This window comes from Mucilaginibacter straminoryzae (assembly GCF_022953055.1).
Lineage (GTDB): Bacteria > Bacteroidota > Bacteroidia > Sphingobacteriales > Sphingobacteriaceae > Mucilaginibacter > Mucilaginibacter straminoryzae.
In genome coordinates, this window is the sequence record NZ_JALJEJ010000003.1 from 19,353 (window position 1) to 42,145 (window position 22,793).

A 22,793-nucleotide genomic window follows, 5' to 3' on the forward strand; every position below is an offset into this window, starting at 1 on the left:
TAGGTTTTTTATAAAAAGTAAATTTTGACACCCTTATTTCTTGCTCTTTTTTGAAATCTGTTAAAGTTAGTGAGTTTTAGTTAGTGTATATTTAACAATAAGGTAACGTTGGGATATAAAAAAAGCAGCCCTTTTTGAGCTGCTTTCGATATAATTGAACCAAATACCTTAACCGTTATCTGCAAAACCGGGGTACAAGGTCATGCCGCCATCACTAAATATGGTGGTGCCGGTGATATAGTCAGCATCATCAGAGGCAAGCCACACCGCCAGGTTACCAATATCTTCCGGCTGACCGATACGCCCGTAAGGGATCAGTTCCAAAAGTTTGTTCAAAGCTTCCGGAGTCTCCCACGCTGATTTATTGATCGGTGTTTGAATAGCACCCGGACCAATTGCCACTACCCTGATCTTATGCGGAGCCAGTTCCTGCGCCATGCTTTTCATCATCATCGAAATTCCTCCCTTACTCGATGCGTAATTAACGTGCCCTGCCCATGGAATCACTTCGTGCACACTGCTCATGCAAATGATTTTTCCAGCCGCTTTACTTACGCCATCAACCACGCCCCTACGGATAAATTCCCTCGCGGCTTCGCGGGCGCAAAGAAACTGCCCGGTAAGGTTTACGCTGATTACTTTGTTCCATTGTTCAAGCGTCATATCTACCAGCTTAGCATCCTGCTGTAAGCCGGAATTGTTCACCAGGATATCAATGGTACCATAGCGGCTGAACATTTCCTTAAACATACCAAGCACCTGGTCTTCCTGGCTTACGTCTGTTTGCCAGCTGTAAGCCTCGCCGCCGGCAGCTGTAATTTCGTTAACTACCTCTTCGGCATGTTTCTTATTATGAACATAGTTGATCACTACCTTCGCTCCTGCTTTAGCCATGGCCAACGCCACGCCTTTGCCTATCCCGCTGTCGCTACCGGTGATGAGGGCCGCCTGGCCTTTCAAGGGTGTTGTATTCATATCAGATATATTTTTCTAAATATATCTATCCAATAGATTTTAATCCAATATGTTTTGAGAAATCAGCAATAAAAAATCCCCTTGCTTTTAACCAGAGGACGATATGGCGTTTTTATAAAAACCGGAGATTACAGCGCCTTAATATAATCTAAAAACAGGTAAAGCGCCTGTTTCTTTGCATCAGTTAAAGGGAAATCTATCTTATGCATCAGGTAATCGCGGATATCAAAATCCTCCCGCATCGGCAATTCTTTAAAAAGCTCCTCGCGATGATCAAGCCCAAACTGTAAAGATTTGTTTAACTCGTCCACAAACTCCTGAGGGATGGGCTTATTAGCAATCCAGGCTGCGAAGGTAAAAGGCAGACCGGTAAATTTTTGCCATTCTTCTGCCAGATCGTATACGTAAGCATATTTATCTTTTTTACCAAAAGTACGGTCGCCGATCTGGACAAAAGCGGTATACGGATCTTGCGAGTTACTATAATCGGCAGCGTCTGTTATTTGCTCGGGGCTAATCTTCCAGTAATTCTTCATCAGCACCTTCGCCAGGTTGTTTGAACTGCGCGACTGAGGATCCAATTGAATTTTTTTTACCTCATGAATTTCGCAGTTGCTAAAAATAAAAACTGAATTAACTGCGCCTACAGCGCCGATGCAATAATCAGAAACAATGTGCCACTCGGGTAAGCTTAACGCAGCTGCTACCGGTATCAGACCAATATCTACCCGGTCGTCTATCAGTTTCTGTGCACATTCTGCCGGGATATCCAGGCTCAAATCAATTTTATTAATAATATCGGTATGCTGCAGGCCATACAAAAACGGTTTGGTGTTGGTATAGCTTACAGCAGATATGCGTATCTTATTCAAGGCAGATTAAAAATATTGTAAATGAATAGAATTGTTAAAATCGACGATGGTGAATTTCTCGCCGTCGAAAGTGAGTTTGTAAAGCACCAGGTTCTGATGCGGAAAGTTTTCCATTTTGGTAAGCGGCGTATCTGTCAGCAGACATAAAAGCATCCGCATGGCGCGGCCGTGCATACAGATCAACACGTTCTTTTCCTCTGGCTTGCTCATGATATGTGCCATGGCCTCGCGTTGTCTCGCTTGTACCTCCAGTGGGCTTTCACCACCTTCAAACTTGGCATCCAGATCTCCGGACGTCCACTTCCGCATAATACTTAAATAAGCTGCTTTAGTTTCCGGTGTACTGGGTTGCCCTTCCTGCACGCCCCAAGCTAACTCGTCAAGGCCTGAAAGTTTTTCAAACGGAATCCCTTTATCAATAAATGGTTGTATGCTCTGCTGCGTACGTTTCAGCATAGAGATATAGATCTTATCAAAATGCAGATAACCGTAAGCCTTGAAAAACTGCTCGGCCTGCTTGCGGCCCTCGTCGTTTAAATCAGTATCCATCCCCCGTCCCTGTACAATACCCTGTTTATTAAGATCTGTTTGTCCGTGACGAACGATGTATAAAGTTTTAAGAACCATTTAAATAGTAGCGTATTTGTTAGTTTGTAAAGTGTTTTAGTTCACAACGGGCAGCTTGTAAAACTGCGGCTTGGTTTCTTCAGGAAATTCGTAGTTCGTATAATCTGTCACCACGTTATACAACGTATCCCTTTCAATGGGTTGCCTTCCCGCATTTTTTATCAACTGTACCAGTTCCTTAGTACTCATGGCCGGGTGCTGTTCTTCTGCACCTGCCATGGAATAGATCTTGGTAGTATCATCCAAAGTACCGTCGATATCATCAACACCAAAATTTAAAGAAAGTTGGGCGGTGGTACGGCTGATCATGGCCCAGTATGCCTTCACATGGTCGAAATTATCCAGGTAAATGCGTGCAACGGCATAATTACGCAAGTCTTCGATCACACTTGATTCCGGCACGTGCGACATCTGGTTATCCTGGTTACGGAATTTTAGCGGAATAAAGGTTTGGAATCCCCCGGTTTCGTCCTGTAGCTGGCGCAAGCGTTCCATGTGGTCTACCCGGTGCCAATACTGTTCAATGTGGCCGTAAAGCATGGTGGCGTTTGAACGCATGCCTAATTTATGCCACTCGCGGTGAATATCCAACCACTGATCGGCGGTACATTTGTCTTTGGCAATCTGCTCCCTTATCTCGGGATGGAAAATTTCGGCGCCGCCCCCCGGCATCGACTCTAACCCGGCAGCCTTCATGGCGGCCATCCCTGTTGCATAATCCACTTTAGCTTTTTTAAAGATATAGTGGTATTCAACAGGCGTCAGTGCTTTCACATGCAGCTCCGGACGGTGTTCCTTAATACGGCTGAAAAGTTCCGCGTAAAAAGGCATATCATATTGTGGTAAAACTCCACCTACAATATGTACCTCTGTCACCGGCTCGTTATCGTATTTTTTTACGATGTCCAGCATTTCTTCCATCGTATACTCCCATCCTTCTGATCGTTGTTTAATCAGGCGAGAATAAGAGCAAAACTTACAATCGTAAACGCAAAGGTTAGTCGGCTCGATATGGAAGTTTCGATTAAAGTAGGTTTTATCGCCGTGGCGCTTGTTGCGGATATAATTCGCTAATACACCAAGATAGGCAAGTTCTCCTTTTTCAAACAACAGTACACCCTCATCAAAGGTAATACGTTGTTGGTTTGAAACTTTTCGGGCTATATTTTTTAGATCGTCAGAAAGGCGGTCGTCATTTAATAATAACTGTATTTGTTCGTCAGCGTCCATTAAATCACTTTTTGCAAAAGTAATAATCCCTGCGTTAACGCATATCAGTTACATGTAAGAAATGTAAAGAATTATTTAACCCGGGTTAGGTTTAATTAACAACCCGCGATATATTGGTAATGGTGATACCGCGAAAACAATCATCCTGGCAACCTTTTGGCACATAACCGCAGCCAGAGATCATTCCGTTATTTTTCGTCTCAAAAAACACATCATTATCTTTGGTATTTACGTTCAGCCATTCGTTTTTAGCTTTATCATAAATCTGATCTAAAGTTAGCGCAGGTGCGCCATCGCTGTGACTGCCGATCTGTCCCTGGTCTTCTGTCCACACCACCGGATTAACCGGTGCAGGGCTATTTGCGGGATAGATTGCTTTATACTCGCGTTTAGTAACCACCCCGTTTGTAACGGTTATTTTAGTATCTGCTGCAAAACCAAATACAGAACCATAGTTAACAGTGTAGCTGTAAGAATTATTTACTTCTTGCTGAAAGTTTTTCCAGGCCTGGTAGCTTTTATTAAATTCGGACTGGTGGCTAATGTCGTCTTTTTTGCATGAAACCAAAGCTACAGCGATGTTTAGTGCGATAAGTAAAGTTTTTTTCATCGGGTTGTTTTTAAATTGTTACGTTCTATATTTCTATTTCGCAACAGCACACTTCGAAAATTCTTCTTTATTTTGAAGCTATGCATATCGAGACCATCGCCATACACGCGGGCAACAGAACCGACGAAGCTTCGCAAGCAGTTATTCAGCCTATTGTACTTTCTACCACTTTTGAAAGAAATGAAACAGGTGATTATCCGAAGGGGTATATTTACAGCCGTGCGGCTAACCCCAACCGCGAGCTGCTGGAGAATGTACTGGCCAAGCTGGAGCTGGGCGCAGATGCGGCGGCTTTCTCTTCTGGCAATGCAGCAGGTATGGCTGTATTCCAGTCGTTAAAACCGGGTACCCACGTGATCGGGCCGGACGATATGTACCACGGTTTGCGTAACCAATTGAAGACCCTGTTTGCAGGTATCCTGGAATTTGATTTTGTAGACCTGACCGATATTTCTGTTTTTGAAAAAACAATCAGACCCAACACCGGGCTTTTGTGGATTGAAACGCCTTCTAATCCGCTGATGAAAATAACGGACATTGACGCGCTGGTTAAGTTAGCGCACGAGCGAAACATTAAAGTAGCTTGTGATAATACTTTCGCTTCTCCTGTTTGCCAGCAGCCGCTAACGTTAGGGGCCGACCTGGTGATGCATTCGACTACAAAATACCTGAGCGGGCATAGCGATATTACCGGTGGTGTTTTGATTACCCCGGTTAAAGATGAATGGTGGGAGAAAATCAGGCAGATACAACAGTTGGGCGGGGCTATTCCTTCGCCGCTGGACTGCTATATGCTTACCCGCAGCATAAAAACCCTGCCTTACCGCATGCGCGGCCACGTACAAAACGCGCAGTTATTGGCAGAATACCTGGAAAAGCACCCCAAAGTAGAAGAAGTAATGTATCCGGGCTTGCCCTCGCACCCGCAATATGAACTTGCGAAAAAGCAGATGAACTATGCCGGCGGTATGCTTTCTTTTGTAGTAAGAGGCGGCAAGGAAGAAGCATTTAAGGTAGCGGCATCCTGCAAAATATTTACCCATGCAACTAGCCTGGGTGGTGTGGAAAGCCTGATCGAGCAGCGCGCATCTAACGAAGGGCCGGACAGCACCCTGCCGCAAAATCTTTTACGGGTTTCTGTTGGCTTAGAACACATTGACGACCTGATTGAAGATATAGCCGCCGCCCTGGGCGAGATTTAGAATTTCTCATCCTCTTTTTTGTGCTTTTCGGGCTTAAGTTCAGAGCCTTCTATCTGCCGTTCCAGGTTCTTTTTATCACGGTTATTCTGGCGTATCAGAAATACCAGCAAAAGAATTACAACTACAGCAACGATGGTAATGGTTAGGTAGTTCATAGTCGGGATATTGATTAAATTTAATAAAGTTCGATTTTTTGAATCGTTTATTTTTGTGGCCGGTTATTAAATTATCATTAATTTATCTTGTTTTTTGCTATCGTTTATTAAGGAAATTTAAAAAAATAGAATTTAATTTGGAATTTACTTTTTAAAACACCTACCTTTGAAACAATATTTGGTAGAGATACCAAGATCAATCTCCTCATAGGTTTTTGATTTATATAGAAGCGGCGAGAGAACAGGCTCAACTGACCCGCTGGCAACCCTTACCGAGTAAGAAGGTGCCAATTCCTGACCCGGAAATAATTAACCCGGGAAATATAAATGGATAAAAAATGAAAACTATTTTAAGCATCATTCAGCAAATTCTTACACCTAACAAAGTGTCAAACGTTGTTTTAATTCCGGTTAAAGCAAATAGCTGTATGTGCATGTGTTGCTGCTGTTGTTAACTGCAGGCACGTTTACTCCCCCTCTTTTAAGGATTTTATACGTGTAACTGGCTGATTGACCAATCTGCCTTCGTGTATCAATTTAAGTTTAACTACCAAACCTATTAATTATGTCAACATTAAAAAATCTTCGCTTCGAAACACTGCAATTACATGCGGGACAGGAAACTGATCCGACAACAGGTGCACGCGCAGTGCCATTATATCAAACTACTTCATACGTATTTAAAAATGCCGAGCACGGCGCTAACTTGTTTGCTTTAAAAGAGTTTGGTAACATCTATACCCGTTTAATGAACCCTACTACGGACGTGTTCGAAAAGCGTATTGCTGCGCTTGAAGGCGGTGTGGCTGCTTTGGCAACTTCATCGGGGCAGGCAGCACAGTTCCTGGCATTAAACAATATCTTGCAGGCCGGCGATAACTTTGTTACCTCGCCTTACCTGTACGGTGGAACTTATAACCAGTTTAAGGTAGCCTTTAAACGCCTGGGTATAGAAGTGCGTTTTGCTAAAGATGATACCGCGGAAAGTATTGAATGCCTGATAGATAGTAACACCAAAGCAATTTACGCCGAAACCATTGGTAACCCCGGTTTCAGTATCCCCGACTTTGAAAAGATCGGTGCTTTGGCTACTAAGCACGATGTGCCATTTATTGTAGATAACACATTCGGCGCCGGGGGTTACCTGTTCCGCCCGTTAGAACATGGTGCGCATGTGGTTGTTGAATCTGCTACGAAATGGATCGGCGGGCATGGTACCAGCATTGGTGGTGTAATCGTCGACGGTGGAAATTATAACTGGGGTAATGGCAAGTATCCGCAATTTACAGAACCTGCAGAAGGTTACCATGGATTAGTATTTAACGATGTATTCGGCATCGGCGGCCCGTTTGGTAACATCCAGTATATCATCCGTGCACGTGTAGAGGGCTTGCGCGATTTTGGTCCGTCGCAATCACCTTTCAACTCTTTCCTGTTCATCCAGGGTTTGGAAACATTGTCCCTTCGTGTACAACGCCACGTAGACAATACGCTTGAATTAGCCCAATGGCTGGAGCAACACCCGCAAGTAGAAAAAGTTAACTATCCGGGTTTGCCATCTTCTCCGCACCATCAACTGGCAAAAAAATACTTGAAGAATGGCTTCGGTGCAGTGCTTTCTTTTGAAGTAAAAGGCGATAAAGAAAACGCAGGCAGATTTATTGATTCCCTTGAACTGGTAAGTCATCTTGCCAACGTTGGCGATGCCAAAACACTGATCATCCAGCCGTCTGCTACCACTCACCAGCAGTTGTCTGAAACAGAGCAGCTTTCGGCCGGGGTAACACCTGCCCTTTTGCGTGTTGCGGTGGGTATCGAACATATCGAAGACATCAAGGCAGATTTTCAGCAGGCATTCGAAAAAGTTAAACAACTACAGCCTGAAGCTGAATTAGCGTAGTTAAAATTTTAGGATAGCTGGTAAGCGTATTAAATGAGCTTGGAAATATATCAACATCCCGAAGAATTTGTTTTAGAATCGGGACGCAAGATCGAAGGACTCGAGATCGGGTATCATACTTACGGTAACTTAAATAAGCATCGTGATAATGTGGTGTGGGTATGCCATGCCCTCACCGCAAATTCCGATGTGTTTGATTGGTGGAAAGGTTTTGTTGGTGAAGGATGCGTTTTTAACCCCGAAGAACATTTTATTGTATGTGCTAACATCTTAGGCTCGCCTTATGGTACCACTAATCCATTAAGTATTAACCCGGCAACAGGCCAGCCTTATTACCTCAGCTTTCCACAGTTTACCATTCGCGATATTGTAAAATCACATCAGCTACTGGCCGAACATCTGGGTATCGGGCAGATCCAAACCCTGATCGGTGGTTCACTCGGCGGACAGCAGGCGATGGAATGGAGCATTTCTGAGCCAAGCCGGATTAAAAATCTGATCCTGATTGCGACGAACGCCAAACACTCTCCGTGGGGTATAGCGTTCAACGAATCGCAACGGATGGCCATCACAGCCGATCGCACCTTCTATGCAAATAAGCCCGACGGTGGCGCTAAAGGTTTAAAAGCAGCCAGAAGTTTTGCTTTGCTTTCTTACCGCAACTATAAAACGTATGGACTTACACAGCAGGAAGAGCAGGCCGATGTAACTGATAACTTCCGCGCTTCTTCTTACCAGAGTTACCAGGGCGAAAAGCTGGTGAAGCGGTTCAACGCCTATAGTTATTGGTACTTAACCAAAGTAATGGATTCGCATGATGTGGGCCGCGGACGAAAAAGCATTGAAAAAGCGCTGAGCAATATCATTGCAAAAACGCTGGTAATTGGCATCCGTACAGATCTTTTATTCCCTATCGAGGAGCAGGAATATCTTTTTCAGCATATCCCTAAAGCTGCATTTGCAGAACTGCATTGCTTCCAGGGGCATGATGGTTTCCTGATAGAAACTGAAGGGCTCTCTAACCTGGTGTCCGCTTTTTTTAAAACAGACGTAAGAGGAAAGATTATTGAATTGCAGCAAACCGCTTAGCCTGTTTCCTCGTTTGTTTCTCTACATTTGACACGTCAATCGTACATGGAAACTGATCATCAGTAACCAAAGGCCATTGACAAATGACTATTTAAATGGAAGAGAAAAAATACGCCAGTTTCGAGACCGAATACCGTGTTCGCCCGGATGATATCGACATGTTTCAGCACGTACACAGCAGCAAATACATGGATTATGTAATGGCTGCACGCTATGAGCACATGGAAGATTTTTACGGCATGGGCATGGAGAAATTCTTAGAGCTTGGTTTCGGGTGGGTAGTGCGCAAGGTACATTTAGACTATAAACGTCCGCTGATAATGGGCGACTATTTCCTGGTGCGGACTGCTATAGAAACCATCAGCGAGAAGGGCTGCCGGGTAATATTTACCATTACGAACAAATCTACCGGAAAAGTGAGCTGTGACGGATGGTTTGATTACGTGATGATTGATATCAAAACAGGCAAAGGCTTACGCATCCCTGAAGAAATTATCGGCCATTACACCAAATAAATTTTTATCTATCAGTGCTTTATTGACTAATACGGTTTATTTGATGTGTATCACCTGGTTATTGTTGCCTTTTAACTCTTTCACTTTCTCGGCCATGCGCTTGATAAACAAATAATTTGCTGCTCCACCAATCACGGCACCGACTACAGGCACCAATCGTTCTGCTGTTTTAGAGCCAAAGCTTAACATCATTTTTTCGGCAATTTCTTCCATGATGGCTTTGGTAACGGTAACGCCTGTATCTACCTTAAAAGCCGTTGCGACGATGATGATAAACTCTTCAAACGTAAGTTTATATTCACCGGTTCGATGGTAAGAAATAGCCATGGTAACCCTGAATTGCTGAGTGATCAGATTGATCAGATCAAGAGGAATGCCAATAATCATGGTAGAAATACCGCCAATACCGGCAACGGCACCGGAACCGGCTGCCAGTATGGCACACTGGTTGATAAATCCGTCAAGTCCCAGTTTATCGACACCTCTTTTGATGGTCAGCTGATCGATATGATTGAAGATCTGTTGAAAACCGCCTTCTGATAGTTTCCTGAACGCTTCGCGAAGATCGGCTTTAACTTTATCGAATTTTATTTTTGGTAATTTAATTGGCGTTTTCATGTATAGCAATTACAGTATTTGTATTGCTATTACTGTGCCAATATTTCATTTATGGTAAATTAGAAGTGCGAATGCATAGTAGTGCAATTAACCCTATATTTCGTTTATGAATCGTCAATCCTATTTACTTCTTGCGTTTACATTTATCAGTTGTTTTTCTTTCGCGCAGAAAGCCCCGAAACTGAATAACTACTTTCCTCCGGCCAATACCTGGGAAGCGCGTATGCCTGCTAAAATAGGACTAAACGAACGTAAGCTTCAGCAGGCCGTTAGTTTTGCAATCGCTAACGAAGCTAAATCCTCCAGAAATGGTATTATATCACAATATCAAAGTTTTGGTAAAGAGCCGTTTAGTGAAGCGCTTGGCCCGCTTAATGAGCGTGGTGCGCCCGCCGGGTTGATCATCTATAAAGGTTATATCGTAGCGCAATGGGGCGACCCTAAACGAGTAGATATTACCCATAGTGTAACTAAAAGCTTTTTGTCTTCGGTAATTGGTATAGCGGTTGATCGCGGGCTAATTAAAAGCACCGACGATACGGTAAGCAACTATGTAGATATGGTGCAGGTGTATCAACCAGGCAGCAGTAACGGGTCGGAAAGTAATCAGAATGATCTCATCTATCCCTTCGCTTCACCTCATAATCACCGTTTGACCTGGGAGGTAATGCTGCGCCAGACCAGTGATTGGGAAGGTACGTTATGGGGTAAACCAGACTGGGCCGACCGGCCGCAGGGAGATATTGAGCAGTACAAACTTCGCCAAAGGAATGAACCCGGCAGCACTTGGAAGTATAACGACGTACGCGTTAATGCGCTAGCTCTGGCTGCTACCTGTGTTTGGCGCAAGCCGCTACCACAGGTATTGAAAGAAAATGTAATGGACCCGATAGGCGCATCAAGCACCTGGCGCTGGTACGGTTACCGCAATTCGTGGATCGTACTCGACGGGCAAATTATGCAATCGGTTAGCGGTGGTGGCCACTGGGGCGGTGGCATGTTCATTAACGCTTATGACATGGCCCGGTTTGGGCTATTGACACTGCACTATGGTAACTGGAATGGCAAACAGATCATCAGCAAGGAATGGGTGGCGAAGGCGTTAACGCCCACTACCGCCAACACCGGTTACGGTTACATGAACTGGTTTTTAAATACCGATAAAAAGCTGCTACCCTCTGCTCCGGAGAAAGCCTGGGTGCATATCGGCAATGGTACCAACATGATCTATTGCGACACCGAGCACGATTTGGTGATTGTCGCCCGCTGGATCAAGAACGAAAGTATGGATGGTTTGGTGAAAGCGGTATTGGAAGCATTGCCGAAATGATGCAAGGATGTTTAAAAGAGAGCATTGGCTAACGTCCAAACGGTCGGGCCGGTCTAAAGGACTCCTTCGGAGGAGTATGGCGTGAATGAGGCCCCACCTAAATCCTCCCCAATAGGGAGGACTTTTAACGCCCCCCTTTTATCTTGCTGGTTTATACACAAAGGAGAAGGCATTAATCTTTATGATCTCAAAGATTTAGTAATTCCCTCCCCACGGGAGGGTTAGGGAGGGGTCAAGGCCTTCAAATACCACTTCCGACACGAAAAACGTAGCAAACCTTATTAGTATTTAAGGTAGAGCTTCCCCTAAAGTCCTCAAGAATTATTCGGATGAAACGGATTAAAATTGCGGGTACCAATTTCCATTCCGGCTGCGCGGCATACCGTTTTATCACCAAATTTAAAATTGATGGTGTCCATCGCCTGGTAAAGCTTAATTTGCTCTTCATTGTCGTCAAATAAATTGATCTGATAGCCGCCGCCGGCCAGGTTACTTAATCTTACGCCAATTAGTCGTACGGCCCTGTTTTTGTCCCACGCTTTTCTCAGCAGGTTCTTGATGCCTGGTATCAGGATGTGTTCGGCAGCCGTCAGGCTGATCTTTTCTTGTACCGTGTGCGTTTCGAAATTGCTGTACCGGATCTTTATAGCCAGGCAACCAGCTACCTTACTTTCTTTTCGTAATTTAAAAGAAAGCTCTTCGGTCATCGAGATCAGGATATTCTCCAGCGATTTCTCATCCTTTACGTCGTTATGAAAGGTATGTTCTGTAGAAATAGACTTCCTGTCGGTATGGGGTACAACTTCGCTGTTATCTAGTCCTCTGGCTTTTTCCCAAATGTATAGTCCGGCCTTCCCAAATATGGTTTGCAAAAAACGAAGTTCTACCCGTTGCAGATCGCCTATTTTTTCGATGCCATAGCCGTATAGTTTCTGGCAGGTAGCCTTACCCAACATCGGTATTTTGGCAATGGGTAAAGGCGCCATAAACTCCTTTTCTTTACCATGCTGTACATAAAGCTGCCCATTGGGCTTGGCCTGATTAGTTGCCATTTTAGCGACAGTTTTAGTGGAGGCCATGCCGAATGAAATTGGCAAACCTGTCTCACGGGTAACCCGGTGCCGCAAATTGGTGGCAATCTCATACGGATCGTAAAACCGGTCCATCCCAGTCAGGTCTATATAGAACTCGTCTACAGATGTCTTCTGATACAGTGGAACAGAATCATGGATAATCTCTGTCACCTCACGCGACGCTTCACTGTATCGACCATGCGAGTCACGGATCAGGATGGCATCCGGGCAAAGCTTTAGTGCCTGGCGGGTGGGCATGGCGGAATGCACGCCAAATTTCCTTGCCTCGTAACTACAGGAGGCCACCACTCCCCTGTCTGCAGAACCACCGATGATCACCGGTTTGCCAATCAGCTCAGGGTTAAACTTCCGTTCCACGGAAACAAAGAAAGAATCCAGATCAATATGCACGAAATACCGCTTGGCTTCCATACTACAAATGTGGAAAAAATTTTTGATAATTTACTAAAAATATTAGCATTTTTGATGCCTGTTTTGACAAAATTATGAGCGGATACAGAGACTACATGTTGTTATTAAGGCCGGATGAATTTGTTACCGGTAAAATAGCCTATTATAAAGCAGTTGCGGAAAGCCTTGTCGGCGAATATCCTTCTTGCAAGTCGACCGCACATATTTCTATTGCCCAGTACCCTAGGCAAAAACCCTTTATGTTTCAGCCGGCACTGGATATTTTACAGAGAAAGCTGGAAACCTTAAAGCCGGTTAGTGTAACGGTTAACAACTTCAAATTCTTTGTCCACAAGAATAATACGTACACCATCTATGCGGCTATTGATCTTAACCTGCAAAGCGATAACTGGTTTAACCAGATCTGCAAGCACATGCGTATCAACAGAAAATCGCTGACACCGCATATCACCGTGGCACGGACAATTAACGAAAACCAGTTCCTGCGGCTATGGCCCCATTTCAGGTTTGTTCCGTTCAAAGCGCAATGTTTACTGGATAATTTAACCGTTTTAGAAAAAGAAACCTTAAACCCATCTTCTAAATGGAGTATTTGCCGCGAGTTTAAGTTCTATAGGGAACAGGATTTAGCGGTAGAACTTCAGAAAAAATAAAATTATCCGCTTCATTATCAGCGCATCAGCAGCAAATGCGTTAAACAGTTTACAAAAGCACTGCTTTTTTCTATATTTGCGCCGGGGTAAGTCTTTTACGACCAGCTCCTCTTGAACTCCCCCAGGGTGGGAACGCAGCAAGGGTAGAGGGTTGTAGCGGTGCGATAAAAGGTGCTTGCCCCTTTTTTATTTTTTAAAATTAGCTAATATGTCGATTAGTTAATTAGCTAATCGGGGCTCTTCTTCCATCCCATTAACCATGATCAAACCTCCGTCTCTGGATAATCTTGCAGAAAAAAGCGCTGGGTTTGTTACATTATTGCTATCATCGAATCAACAAATCACTAAATAGACAAATCAATTTATTAACCACATGAAATTTTTTATTGATACAGCTAACCTGGCACAGATCAAAGAAGCATACGATTTAGGTATTCTTGACGGGGTAACCACTAACCCATCTTTGATGGCTAAAGAAGGTATCTCTGGTCATGATAACGTGATCAACCATTATAAGGCCATTTGCGAAATTGTGGATGGCGATGTAAGCGCTGAAGTAATCTCGACCACTTTTGACGAAATGGTTGCCGAAGGCGAAGCTTTAGCCAAACTGCACGAAAAGATTGTGGTAAAAGTACCGATGATTAAAGACGGTGTAAAAGCTATCCGTTACTTTACCGATCAGGGTATACGTACCAACTGTACACTGGTATTCTCTGCTGGGCAGGCTTTGTTAGCTGCCAAAGCAGGTGCAACTTATGTATCTCCTTTCATTGGCCGTCTGGATGATGTTTCTACCGACGGTATGCAACTGATCGAAGATATCCGTCTGATCTATGACAACTATGGTTACGAAACCCAGATCCTGGCTGCTTCTGTTCGCCATGCCATGCATATTGTAAATTGTGCAAAAGTTGGTGCCGATGTAATCACCGGTCCGCTGAGTGCAATTACCGCCCTGCTGAAGCACCCGTTAACAGACAATGGCTTAGCGCAATTCCTGGCAGACCATGCCAAGGCAGAACAGGCGGCTAAAGTTTAAGCTAAACATTGTGCCTGCTTTAGCGCTTTATAATAAAACTATGAAGCATGCGGGTAGAATTGGAAAATAAGGGCGATGATGAACTGTTATTTTTTATAGCAGAAGATTCGGCCCATATCGGTGAGATGTATGCCGCGATAACTGAACCTAAAGTTATCACCATATATCATACTCACGTAAAAGAAGCATATCAGGGACGGCACCTTGGCGAATTATTGGTTGAAAACAGCGTAAATTACGCTCGTAAAAATCAATTACGCATCGTGCCGTCTTGTAGTTATGCACAGGGCGTTTTTGCCCGGCGCAAGGATTTTAACGATGTACTTGCTTAACAGATCATGTCAGAGGTTTTAGATATTTTAATTATTGGCGGCGGACCAATCGGTATCGCTTGCGGCTTAGCAGCGCAGAAAGCAAACCTTAGTTTTTTAATTATAGAAAAAGGTACGCTGGTTAATTCGCTGTATAATTACCCTTCAACCATGACTTTTTTCTCCACCTCTGAAAAGCTGGAGGTCGGTGGTATTCCGTTTGTTACTACCCATACTAAGCCCAACCGGGCAGATGCGCTGGAGTATTATCGACGTGTAGCGTTGTCTAATCACTTACCCCTGAGGTTGTTTGAAGAAGTAACGGGATTTGAAAAGCAGGAAGGCGTTTATAAAATTACCACCCCCAAAGCTACTTACCTGGCAAAGCAAGTAATTGTCGCTACAGGCTTTTATGATATTTCTGTAAACCTGGATATTCCGGGCGAAGATCTGCCAAAGGTGAAACATTACTACCAGGACCCGCACTATTATACGTTGCAAAAAGTAGTGGTAGTGGGGTCGAGCAATTCAGCTATTGACGTTGCGCTGGAAACCTGGCGTAAAGGCGCCGAAGTGACCCTGGTGATCAGGGGCAGCGAGATTAGCCACCGCGTTAAATACTGGGTTCGCCCGGATATTATTAACCGGATAGAGGAAGGTAGTATTAAGGCTTATTTTAATTCTAATCTGAAAGCTATACGGCAAACTGAAGTTGATATTGAAACGCCAGATGGCTTGGTTACTATTCCAAATGATTTTGTAATGGCTATGACGGGCTATAAACCTAATTTCAACTTTTTAAAAAGTATGGGTATTCAGTTGAGCGACGATGGACGGTTCATCCCCCATTATAACCCGGATACCATGGAAACCAATTTGCCTGGGGTATACCTTGCGGGAGTAGTATGCGGCGGTATGGACACCCATTTGTGGTTTATAGAAAACTCGCGGATACACGCAGATATAATCATTAACGATATAATTACTAAGAATAGCTTATAATTTTTTTGTTGTGAGAAAATTATGTTGTTTATATTGATAATATTATTACATTAGTTTTTAATAAAACTGATTATAAGAGGCAGCGCTTGCTGCTTTTTTGGTAAAAGCCAATCCGATAATGACTCATCCTTACTGTTCCGCTGAAGATATTCAATTACTCATTGACGAGGCTTACCGTATCCGCATTCACAACCTTAACAAAAGCATAGAACTGGCTAAACAAGCGCTCTCGCATAGTAGGGAGTATAATTATCCGCAGCTGACTGCCAAAAGTCTGAATAACCTTTCCTTATTTTATATGATCAGCGGGCAGCACCGCCAGTCTATAAAATTGGCGAAGGAAGCCATAGAACTTTATGAGCAGCTTCAGGATGAAAAAGGCGTGGCCAGTGCAAAGTATAATATTGCAGGCGTTTATTATAAAACAGATCATTATCATTTGGCGCTGATCTACCTGATCGATAGCCTGATTATTTTTAAAAAGTATCAGGATTATCATAACCAGGCACGAACAGAAAAATCATTAGGTACCATCTACGAATTCATTGGCGATATTAAAAGCGCTATCCGTTCTTACCAGAATTCTATCGACGCTGCTAAAAAGGTGAAGGATAATAACCTGATATCGAACGCTTATAATCCCCTATCCGGCATCTACCTGAAACAAGGCGATATTACTAAAGCTTCCGAACTGATAGAAAGATCAATCAGGTTAAAAACAGAGTCGGGCGATATCCGCGGATTAGCTTTTGCGTTGTATGGGCGGGCTAAAATTTATATCAGGACCGGAGAATTTACAAAAGCAGAAGAAGATCTGTCAGAGGCGTTGAAAATTCATCTCGATGCAAAAGAAGCATTAGGTACTGGTATGGCTTACTACCGCAAAGCCGTATTATATAAAGCGATGGGTAGGCTGGCCGATGCCAAAATAGAAGCGCTCGAAGCCATTAACTATAGCACGAAGCTAAACACCACATTTATCATCATTAAGTGTAACTACCTGTTGTACGAGATCTACAAACAGGAAAACGCACCCGTTGTGGCATTGACTTACCTCGAAAAGTTTCTGCAACAGAAAGAGGCAGTGATTAATACGCAGACCGTAAAGGTAATTGAGAATTACGACCTGAAGATAAAGATGGAGGCGCTTGAACGGGAAGCGCGCATGCAACGCGAACGGGATGAGATGATGGAGAAAAAGGAGATTGCAGAGAAGACGGCTAAAATGAAACAGGATTTCCTGTCGACCATGAGCCACGAGATCCGCACACCTCTGAATGCAGTTATCAGTATTTCTTCTATGCTGAAGCAATCTTCCAATCAGGCCGACAGAGAACTGATAGATTCGCTTCAGTTTGCTTCAGATAACTTACTGAATATCATTAACGATATACTCGATTTTACTAAGCTTGATGCAGGCAAGGTACAACTGCGCATGCGACCCTTTGAGTTTAGCGAACTGATGAGAAGGATTGTGCTTACTTACGAAAAGATGGCCGTTGAAAAAGGCCTGAAACCGGAATTGCACATTGACCGAAACATCTGGAGCTGGTATGAAATGGATGATACCAAGCTGATGCAGATTTTGGGTAACCTTATCAGTAATGCGATAAAATATACAGATACAGGAAGCGTAAAACTGAATATCAAAAAAATTGATGGCGACGAATACCGGGATACGTTGAGATTTATGGTTTCAGATACCGGCCTGGGAATTCCTGCTGATTATTTCGGTAAACTATTTGATAGTTTTTCGCAACCAGAATCTATTACCACCCGCAAGCAAGGGGGGACTGGTTTAGGCCTGGCTATCGTTAAGCGATTGATAGAACTACATCAGAGTGAAATATTTGTAAAAAGCGAGCTGGGTAAAGGTTCGGTCTTCTATTTTGATCTGAGATTAAAAAGGGCCTTGCCGGAACAGAAAGACAATATCCAGACGCATAATAAAATACAGTCGCAGCATATTTTACTGGCGGAGGATAATATGATTAATGCAATGGTCGCAAAAAAATTATTATCCAACTGGGGTATTACATCAGAGCATGCAAAAACAGGCCTGGAAGCGGTAGAACTTTCAATGACGAAGTGTTTCGATCTGATACTGATGGATATTCACATGCCCGAGATGAATGGTTTTGACGCTGCCGCCCATATCCGCAATCAAAGGAACCCCAATTCCCAAACGCCTATTTATGCCCTTACCGCAGATATTACGGCCGAACAGCAAAGCGAATATGTAAATTACTTTAACGGCTTTTTACGCAAACCCATAGAAATTGATAAACTCCAAAAAGCGCTGCTTGGTGCTTAGTCGATCATTTTCTATCTTAGTCAGCTTTGGATAGGGTTTAACACATGAAAAAAGGACGGCTGGAAGCTTTTAGTGATGGCGTATTAGCAATCATTATCACCATCATGGTATTGGAACTAAAAGTGCCGCATACTGCTGATTTAGGTGCTTTAGTGCATTTGTTGCCGGTTTTCTTCAGTTATCTGCTCAGTTTTGTTTACGTAGGCATTTACTGGAACAACCACCACCACATGATCTACCTGGTAGAACGTATAAACGGCGCTGTGTTGTGGGCAAATCATAACCTGCTTTTTTGGCTCTCGCTTATCCCCTTTGTAACCGCGTGGATTGGTGAGAATTCCTTCTCTAAGTGGCCCGTGTTTTGTTATGGTTGCATTCTTTTAATCTGCGGAATTTCTTACTACATCCTAGCCCGGACGCTTGTTAAACACACGGGCGAAAATTCGGCTTTAGCAGTCGCGATAGGCAAGGATTACAAAGGTATTTTATCTATTATACTTTACACCATTGGCATTACAGTCTCTTATTTTAATGCCGTTGGAGGTATGGTTGTTTATGTGTTGGTAGCCCTGATCTGGCTGGTGCCGGATAAACGTATCGAACGCAGGTTAACTCATTCAGAAACTAAGGGTTAACCGTATATCAGCATTTTTACATCTGTTGCTAACAGCGAGCTAAGAATATAACTAACTTCATCGTATTCGAAACTCCTTGTTGTTATGACAAAAAAACTTTACCTGTACTTGTTACTGCTGCTGCCCTATGGGATAAAAGCGCAGGACGCTGTAAGCTACCAGATGCCGCCAAAAGAAATGGCCGATCTGCTGCTGGCAAAACCTACTCCGGGCGTAAGCATTGATTCTAGAGCCGAATGGATGTTATTAAGCGACCGTAATTCCTACCCCTCTGTAGAAGAACTGGCCCGGCCGGAATTGCGCATAGCCGGTTTGCGGATCAACCCGAATAATTTTGCACTGAGCCGTCAGAACTTTATCAGCGGCTTTACCTTAAAGAATATCAAAACAGGTCAGTCGTTCCCCGTGGTAGGGCTGCCTTCGCCACTGTTTGCCGGTATACCCGTTTGGAACACAAACGAAACCAAAATAGCATTTACCCAAACTACCGCTAAGGGTGTAGACATTTATGTGATCGATGTGGCAACACACAAAGCCACTAAGATGAATAAGCGTTCGCTGAACACGGTGCTTAATTCCCGCGTAACCTGGACAGATGCCAACACGCTACAGTATTATGTAGCTACAGCCCCGGCAAGTGCGGCTCCTGCTAAACCGGCGATGCCCAAAGGCCCGGTGGTGCAGCAGAATTTAGGTAAAGCTGCCCCAAGCGCCACTTACGAGGATTTGATCAAGTCTCCTTATGACGAACAGTTGTTCGAGTTTTATGCCACCTCGCAGTTGGTGCGAAACAAAAATGGTTTAGAAACAGCTATTGGTAAACCCCAGATCTATTCAGACGTCACCCTATCGCCGGATAAAAAATACATGCTGGTGCGCACATTGCATAAACCATTCTCTTACCTGGTAACCGCCGGCGGATTTCCGTCTAAGGTAGAGATTGAAGACGTTAACGGTAAAGCCATCAAAACATTGGCTAACCTGCCATCGGCAGAGGGTCGTCCTTCTGGTTATGACAACGTACAGAACATTCCGCGTTCTTTCGATTGGCGCGATGATGAACCTGCTACCATCACCTGGGCTATGCCTTTAGATAGTGGCATGATCCGAAAAAAAGTGGACTATCATGATGCCGTGTATGCGCTTAACGCACCATTTTCGGGCGAAGGAAAAGAACTTTTTAAAACGCAGATGCGCTATCGCGGTGTTCAATGGGGTAATGCGACTGTCGCACTGATCAGCGAAGGATTAAGGAGCAAACAGCAAAGCCGGGTGAGTAGGTTTAACCCTACATCGGGAACGGTTGAAAAACTTTATGACCGGAATGAAACCGATGCATATAATGCACTTGGATTCCCGGTTACACAAAAAAATAAATACGACCGTGATGTAATTGCCACTACCGATAACGGCAAAGAATTACTTTATAACAATCCGGTGGGTGCGTCACCTAAAGGTGACCTGCCTTTCCTGGCAAAGTATAACCTTGAAACTAAAAAGAGTGAGATCATCTGGCGCTGCGAAGAAGGCTTTTTCGAAAGTGTTGTAGATGTGGTTAACCCTACTAAGTTGGTGATCATTACCCGCCGTGAGTCGAAGACAGAGGTGCCGAATTATTTTATCCGTGACTTTTCCCGCCCGGGCAGCTTAACAGCCATTACAAAGTTCGCAAATCCTTATCCGCAGTTAGTGGGTGTAAGTAAACAAAAGATCAAATACAAGCGTGCAGACGGGATAGATCTTACTGCCGATTTGTATCTGCCCAAAGGTTATAATAAAGATAAAGACGGCCCCTTGCCTGTGTTGATATGGGCTTACCCGCGCGAGTTTAATTCGGCCAATGATGCTGCACAGGTACGCGGCTCAGAAAATCGATTTACTACCATCGGTGGCGGCAGTCCGGTTTACTTTGTTACCAATGGTTACGCTATTTTAGATAATGCAGAAATGCCGATTGTAGCGAAAGAGGGTAAAAAACCTAATGACACCTTTGTAGAACAATTGCAATTGAACGCAGAGGCAGCTATTAACAAACTGGCAGAAATGGGCGTAGGTGACAGGAACCGTATAGCGGTTGGCGGCCATAGCTATGGGGCTTTCATGACGGCTAACCTGTTAGCGCATACCAATTTGTTTAAAGCTGGTATTGCTGAAAGCGGTGCTTACAACCGTACCCTTACCCCATTCGGTTTCCAGAATGAAGAGCGTACCTACTGGGACGACCCGAAATTGTATTACGATATGAGCCCGTTCAGCTTCGCCAATAAAATTAAAACACCATTGTTGTTAATTCATGGTGATGCGGATGATAACCCCGGCACCTTCCCTATCAATAGCGAACGCTTATTTAACGCGATAAAAGGTTTTGGGGGAACAGTCCGTTTTGTTTTCCTTCCTTATGAGGCGCATGGCTATCGAGGTCGCGAAAACCTGCTGCATAAACTTTGGGAGATTAACAAGTGGATGGACACTTACGTGAAGAATGCCAAGCCCGCTGCACCAGCTAGCACGGGTAACTAAGCATAGTTTAATAGTTATTACAGCAGAAAGGCGCTCAACGGCGCCTTTCTGCTTATGTTATTGTTCTTCTATCCAGCGGTAACTATCGTTTTCTAAGCCAATTAAGTCTATCACGCGGTTTACTACCGTCATAGCTACTTCTTCTATGGTTTGCGGTCTGCTATAGAATGACGGCACTGCCGGACAAATAATTCCCCCTGCTTCAGTAACTGTTGCCATATTGCGAATCTGGATGAGGTTTAAAGGGGTATCTCTTGCTACCAAAATCAACTTCCGGCGCTCTTTCAAAATCACGTCCGCCGCACGTGTAATCAGGTCATCAGAAATGCCTGATGCAATACGCCCAAGCGTCCCCATAGAACAAGGCACCACAATCATGGTATCATATCGCGCTGAACCCGAGGCAAAGGGGGCCATGAAATCTTTCTTTGAATAAAAATCGAAGTTGTAGTTCTGGTATTCGTCGTTACCAAGTTCATAACGCCATACTTCTTTCGCGTTATCAGACATCACTACCGCTACTTTTGCTATTTGCGCCTGTAGCTTCACCAGCTGGTCTAACAGCAATTTTGCATAAATGGCACCGCTTGCGCCGGTAACGGCAACAACTATTTTCCTCATGTTTCGAGCAGAATAAATACGGGGACAAGTATACGGATATATAAATAAAAAAAGGGTCGAATAACTCGTACTCGACCCTACATCTACCTATGAAAAACATGCCCTTGAGAGGGCATTACAAAAGTAGTAATTATTTTAATATTGCAAACATTTATTTAAAAAATAATGCAAAACAAAGCATAAGTTTACAACCTGATGTTCTTTTCAATCAACGTTTGGATAATGCCATCTACCATACCAACGGTTGGAACATATATTTGCTTGATATCGGCCCACTTCATTACTGTTAAATAGATGGTGCAGGCAGGGATGATCACATCTGCACGGTCCGGGTTTAGGCCAAGTACATTGATGCGATCTTTCAGCGAATACGAATTAAGGTAGTTATATAAAGCCTTCAGTTTTGCATAGCTCAACGGTGCGCTATCCTTCTCGTCCGATAATTTATAAAGCTTATTGATATTTCCGCCGGTACCGATGCCCATTACGTTTTTAAACTTACGGGTATTGGTTACAATAAATTTTTTCATTTCTTCCCAGGTTTCTTCCCGGTCCTGGTTGTCCAGTATACGTATGGTGCCGATATTAAAGGATTGCGAAGCAAACAGCTTCCCCGCAGAGAACAACGAAAGCTCTGTACTGCCACCGCCAACATCTATATACAGGTAGTTTTTAGTGTTATCAATATTATCTTCTATGTGGCTGGCGTAAATAATATTTGCTTCGCGCTCGCCGTGGATAATCTCCAGGTTTAGCTCAGCCTCTTTTTTTACCCGCTCTACGATTTGCGGCCCGTTTTGTGCTTCACGCATGGCAGAGGTGGCGCAGGCCATATAATCGTCCACTTTGTAAACCTCTATCAGGTTTTTAAAGGCACGCATGGTTTTCACCAGGTCTTCTTCCTTTTTAGGCGAGATAAACTGGTTCAAAAACGCATCATCACCCAACCTTAACGGTACCCGGATCAGCGTATTCTTTTTAAAAGATACCGTATTGTTGTTCTGGACGATGTCGGCTATCAGTAATCTTACTGCGTTAGAGCCTATGTCTATAGCTGCGTATCTCAA

22 protein-coding genes, 1 other RNA gene and 1 riboswitch are annotated in these 22,793 nt (G+C 43.8%); of the genes, 13 read left to right on the forward strand and 10 right to left on the reverse strand.

The features are described from left to right. Positions 1-168 precede the first annotated feature (168 nt). The 5 genes from MUY27_RS07255 to MUY27_RS07275 all read right to left on the reverse strand — a co-directional run bounded on the left by MUY27_RS07255 (position 169) and on the right by MUY27_RS07275 (position 4,314). On the reverse strand, positions 169-975 hold the full coding sequence (locus tag MUY27_RS07255; RefSeq protein ID WP_245129338.1) for an SDR family oxidoreductase: 807 nt from the start codon (positions 973-975) through the stop codon (positions 169-171). Between the two features lie 128 nt (positions 976-1,103). Then, entirely contained in the window at positions 1,104-1,847 is a 744-nt protein-coding gene (locus MUY27_RS07260; protein WP_245129339.1) for a menaquinone biosynthetic enzyme MqnA/MqnD family protein, read from the reverse strand. 6 nt (positions 1,848-1,853) lie between these two features. Next, positions 1,854-2,474 carry a histidine phosphatase family protein gene (locus MUY27_RS07265; RefSeq protein WP_245129340.1) on the reverse strand — a complete coding sequence of 207 codons (621 nt, stop codon included), beginning with the start codon at positions 2,472-2,474 and terminating at the stop codon, positions 1,854-1,856. Between the two features lie 36 nt (positions 2,475-2,510). After that, the gene (mqnE, locus tag MUY27_RS07270; RefSeq protein WP_245129341.1) at positions 2,511-3,704 is read right to left on the reverse strand and encodes an aminofutalosine synthase MqnE; all 1,194 of its coding nucleotides are present in this window, start codon (positions 3,702-3,704) and stop codon (positions 2,511-2,513) included. A 91-nt stretch (positions 3,705-3,795) separates the two neighbouring features. Continuing rightward, complete coding sequence (locus MUY27_RS07275) at positions 3,796-4,314, reverse strand: DUF4468 domain-containing protein (RefSeq protein ID WP_245129342.1); 519 nt, start codon at positions 4,312-4,314, stop codon at positions 3,796-3,798. 80 nt (positions 4,315-4,394) lie between these two features. Here MUY27_RS07275 and MUY27_RS07280 point away from each other — a divergent pair, with 80 nt between their 5' ends. Continuing rightward, entirely contained in the window at positions 4,395-5,516 is a 1,122-nt protein-coding gene (locus tag MUY27_RS07280; RefSeq protein ID WP_245129343.1) for a trans-sulfuration enzyme family protein, read from the forward strand. Here the strand turns inward: MUY27_RS07280 and MUY27_RS07285 are convergent. After that, the gene (locus tag MUY27_RS07285; protein WP_245129344.1) at positions 5,513-5,671 is read right to left on the reverse strand and encodes a hypothetical protein; all 159 of its coding nucleotides are present in this window, start codon (positions 5,669-5,671) and stop codon (positions 5,513-5,515) included. The genes MUY27_RS07280 and MUY27_RS07285 overlap by 4 nt on opposite strands. 217 nt (positions 5,672-5,888) lie before the next feature. Then, a riboswitch (SAM riboswitch) is annotated at positions 5,889-6,001 on the forward strand. Positions 6,002-6,236: 235 nt separating this feature from the next. Between MUY27_RS07285 and MUY27_RS07290 the strand changes: the two genes are divergently transcribed. From MUY27_RS07290 to MUY27_RS07300, 3 genes are all read left to right on the forward strand, one after another. Further along, the gene (locus MUY27_RS07290; RefSeq protein WP_245129345.1) at positions 6,237-7,571 is read left to right on the forward strand and encodes an O-acetylhomoserine aminocarboxypropyltransferase/cysteine synthase family protein; all 1,335 of its coding nucleotides are present in this window, start codon (positions 6,237-6,239) and stop codon (positions 7,569-7,571) included. 33 nt (positions 7,572-7,604) lie between these two features. Continuing rightward, positions 7,605-8,660, forward strand: a complete 1,056-nt coding sequence (locus tag MUY27_RS07295; protein WP_245129346.1) for a homoserine O-acetyltransferase family protein — start codon at positions 7,605-7,607, stop codon at positions 8,658-8,660. Between the two features lie 95 nt (positions 8,661-8,755). Beyond that, a complete protein-coding gene (locus MUY27_RS07300) occupies positions 8,756-9,175 on the forward strand; it encodes an acyl-CoA thioesterase (RefSeq protein ID WP_245129347.1) in 420 nt (139 codons plus the stop codon). 36 nt (positions 9,176-9,211) lie between these two features. Here MUY27_RS07300 and MUY27_RS07305 read toward each other — a convergent pair whose 3' ends face one another. Continuing rightward, positions 9,212-9,793: an EcsC family protein gene (locus tag MUY27_RS07305; protein ID WP_245129348.1), complete on the reverse strand. Its 582-nt coding sequence runs from the start codon at positions 9,791-9,793 to the stop codon at positions 9,212-9,214. Positions 9,794-9,899: 106 nt separating this feature from the next. Here MUY27_RS07305 and MUY27_RS07310 point away from each other — a divergent pair, with 106 nt between their 5' ends. Continuing rightward, positions 9,900-11,123 (forward strand): serine hydrolase domain-containing protein, encoded by a 1,224-nt coding sequence (locus tag MUY27_RS07310; RefSeq protein WP_245129349.1) that lies wholly within the window; start codon positions 9,900-9,902, stop codon positions 11,121-11,123. Between the two features lie 314 nt (positions 11,124-11,437). On the opposite strand, the gene dinB is transcribed toward MUY27_RS07310, so the two are convergent. Further along, entirely contained in the window at positions 11,438-12,628 is a 1,191-nt protein-coding gene (dinB, locus tag MUY27_RS07315) for a DNA polymerase IV (protein WP_245129350.1), read from the reverse strand. Between the two features lie 74 nt (positions 12,629-12,702). Here dinB and MUY27_RS07320 point away from each other — a divergent pair, with 74 nt between their 5' ends. From MUY27_RS07320 to MUY27_RS07355, 8 genes are all read left to right on the forward strand, one after another. Then, positions 12,703-13,281, forward strand: coding sequence for a 2'-5' RNA ligase family protein (locus tag MUY27_RS07320; RefSeq protein WP_245129351.1), 579 nt, complete (start codon positions 12,703-12,705; stop codon positions 13,279-13,281). Between the two features lie 84 nt (positions 13,282-13,365). After that, an RNA gene (gene ffs, locus MUY27_RS07325) (signal recognition particle sRNA small type) lies at positions 13,366-13,465 on the forward strand. A gap of 189 nt (positions 13,466-13,654) precedes the next feature. Further along, positions 13,655-14,323 carry a fructose-6-phosphate aldolase gene (gene fsa / locus MUY27_RS07330; RefSeq protein WP_245128447.1) on the forward strand — a complete coding sequence of 223 codons (669 nt, stop codon included), beginning with the start codon at positions 13,655-13,657 and terminating at the stop codon, positions 14,321-14,323. A 47-nt stretch (positions 14,324-14,370) separates the two neighbouring features. Further along, positions 14,371-14,655, forward strand: coding sequence for a GNAT family N-acetyltransferase (locus MUY27_RS07335; RefSeq protein WP_245129352.1), 285 nt, complete (start codon positions 14,371-14,373; stop codon positions 14,653-14,655). A gap of 6 nt (positions 14,656-14,661) precedes the next feature. Beyond that, positions 14,662-15,636: a YpdA family putative bacillithiol disulfide reductase gene (locus MUY27_RS07340; protein WP_245129353.1), complete on the forward strand. Its 975-nt coding sequence runs from the start codon at positions 14,662-14,664 to the stop codon at positions 15,634-15,636. A gap of 118 nt (positions 15,637-15,754) precedes the next feature. After that, positions 15,755-17,950, forward strand: coding sequence for a tetratricopeptide repeat-containing hybrid sensor histidine kinase/response regulator (locus MUY27_RS07345; protein ID WP_245129354.1), 2,196 nt, complete (start codon positions 15,755-15,757; stop codon positions 17,948-17,950). A 44-nt stretch (positions 17,951-17,994) separates the two neighbouring features. After that, the gene (locus MUY27_RS07350; RefSeq protein WP_245129355.1) at positions 17,995-18,585 is read left to right on the forward strand and encodes a TMEM175 family protein; all 591 of its coding nucleotides are present in this window, start codon (positions 17,995-17,997) and stop codon (positions 18,583-18,585) included. An 84-nt stretch (positions 18,586-18,669) separates the two neighbouring features. After that, a complete protein-coding gene (locus MUY27_RS07355) occupies positions 18,670-21,105 on the forward strand; it encodes an alpha/beta hydrolase family protein (protein ID WP_245129356.1) in 2,436 nt (811 codons plus the stop codon). Positions 21,106-21,162: 57 nt separating this feature from the next. On the opposite strand, the gene MUY27_RS07360 is transcribed toward MUY27_RS07355, so the two are convergent. Together MUY27_RS07360 and MUY27_RS07365 are read right to left on the reverse strand one after the other, a co-directional pair. Beyond that, the gene (locus MUY27_RS07360) at positions 21,163-21,726 is read right to left on the reverse strand and encodes a UbiX family flavin prenyltransferase (protein ID WP_245129357.1); all 564 of its coding nucleotides are present in this window, start codon (positions 21,724-21,726) and stop codon (positions 21,163-21,165) included. Positions 21,727-21,911: 185 nt separating this feature from the next. Beyond that, a complete protein-coding gene (locus MUY27_RS07365) occupies positions 21,912-22,793 on the reverse strand; it encodes a Ppx/GppA phosphatase family protein (RefSeq protein WP_245129358.1) in 882 nt (293 codons plus the stop codon).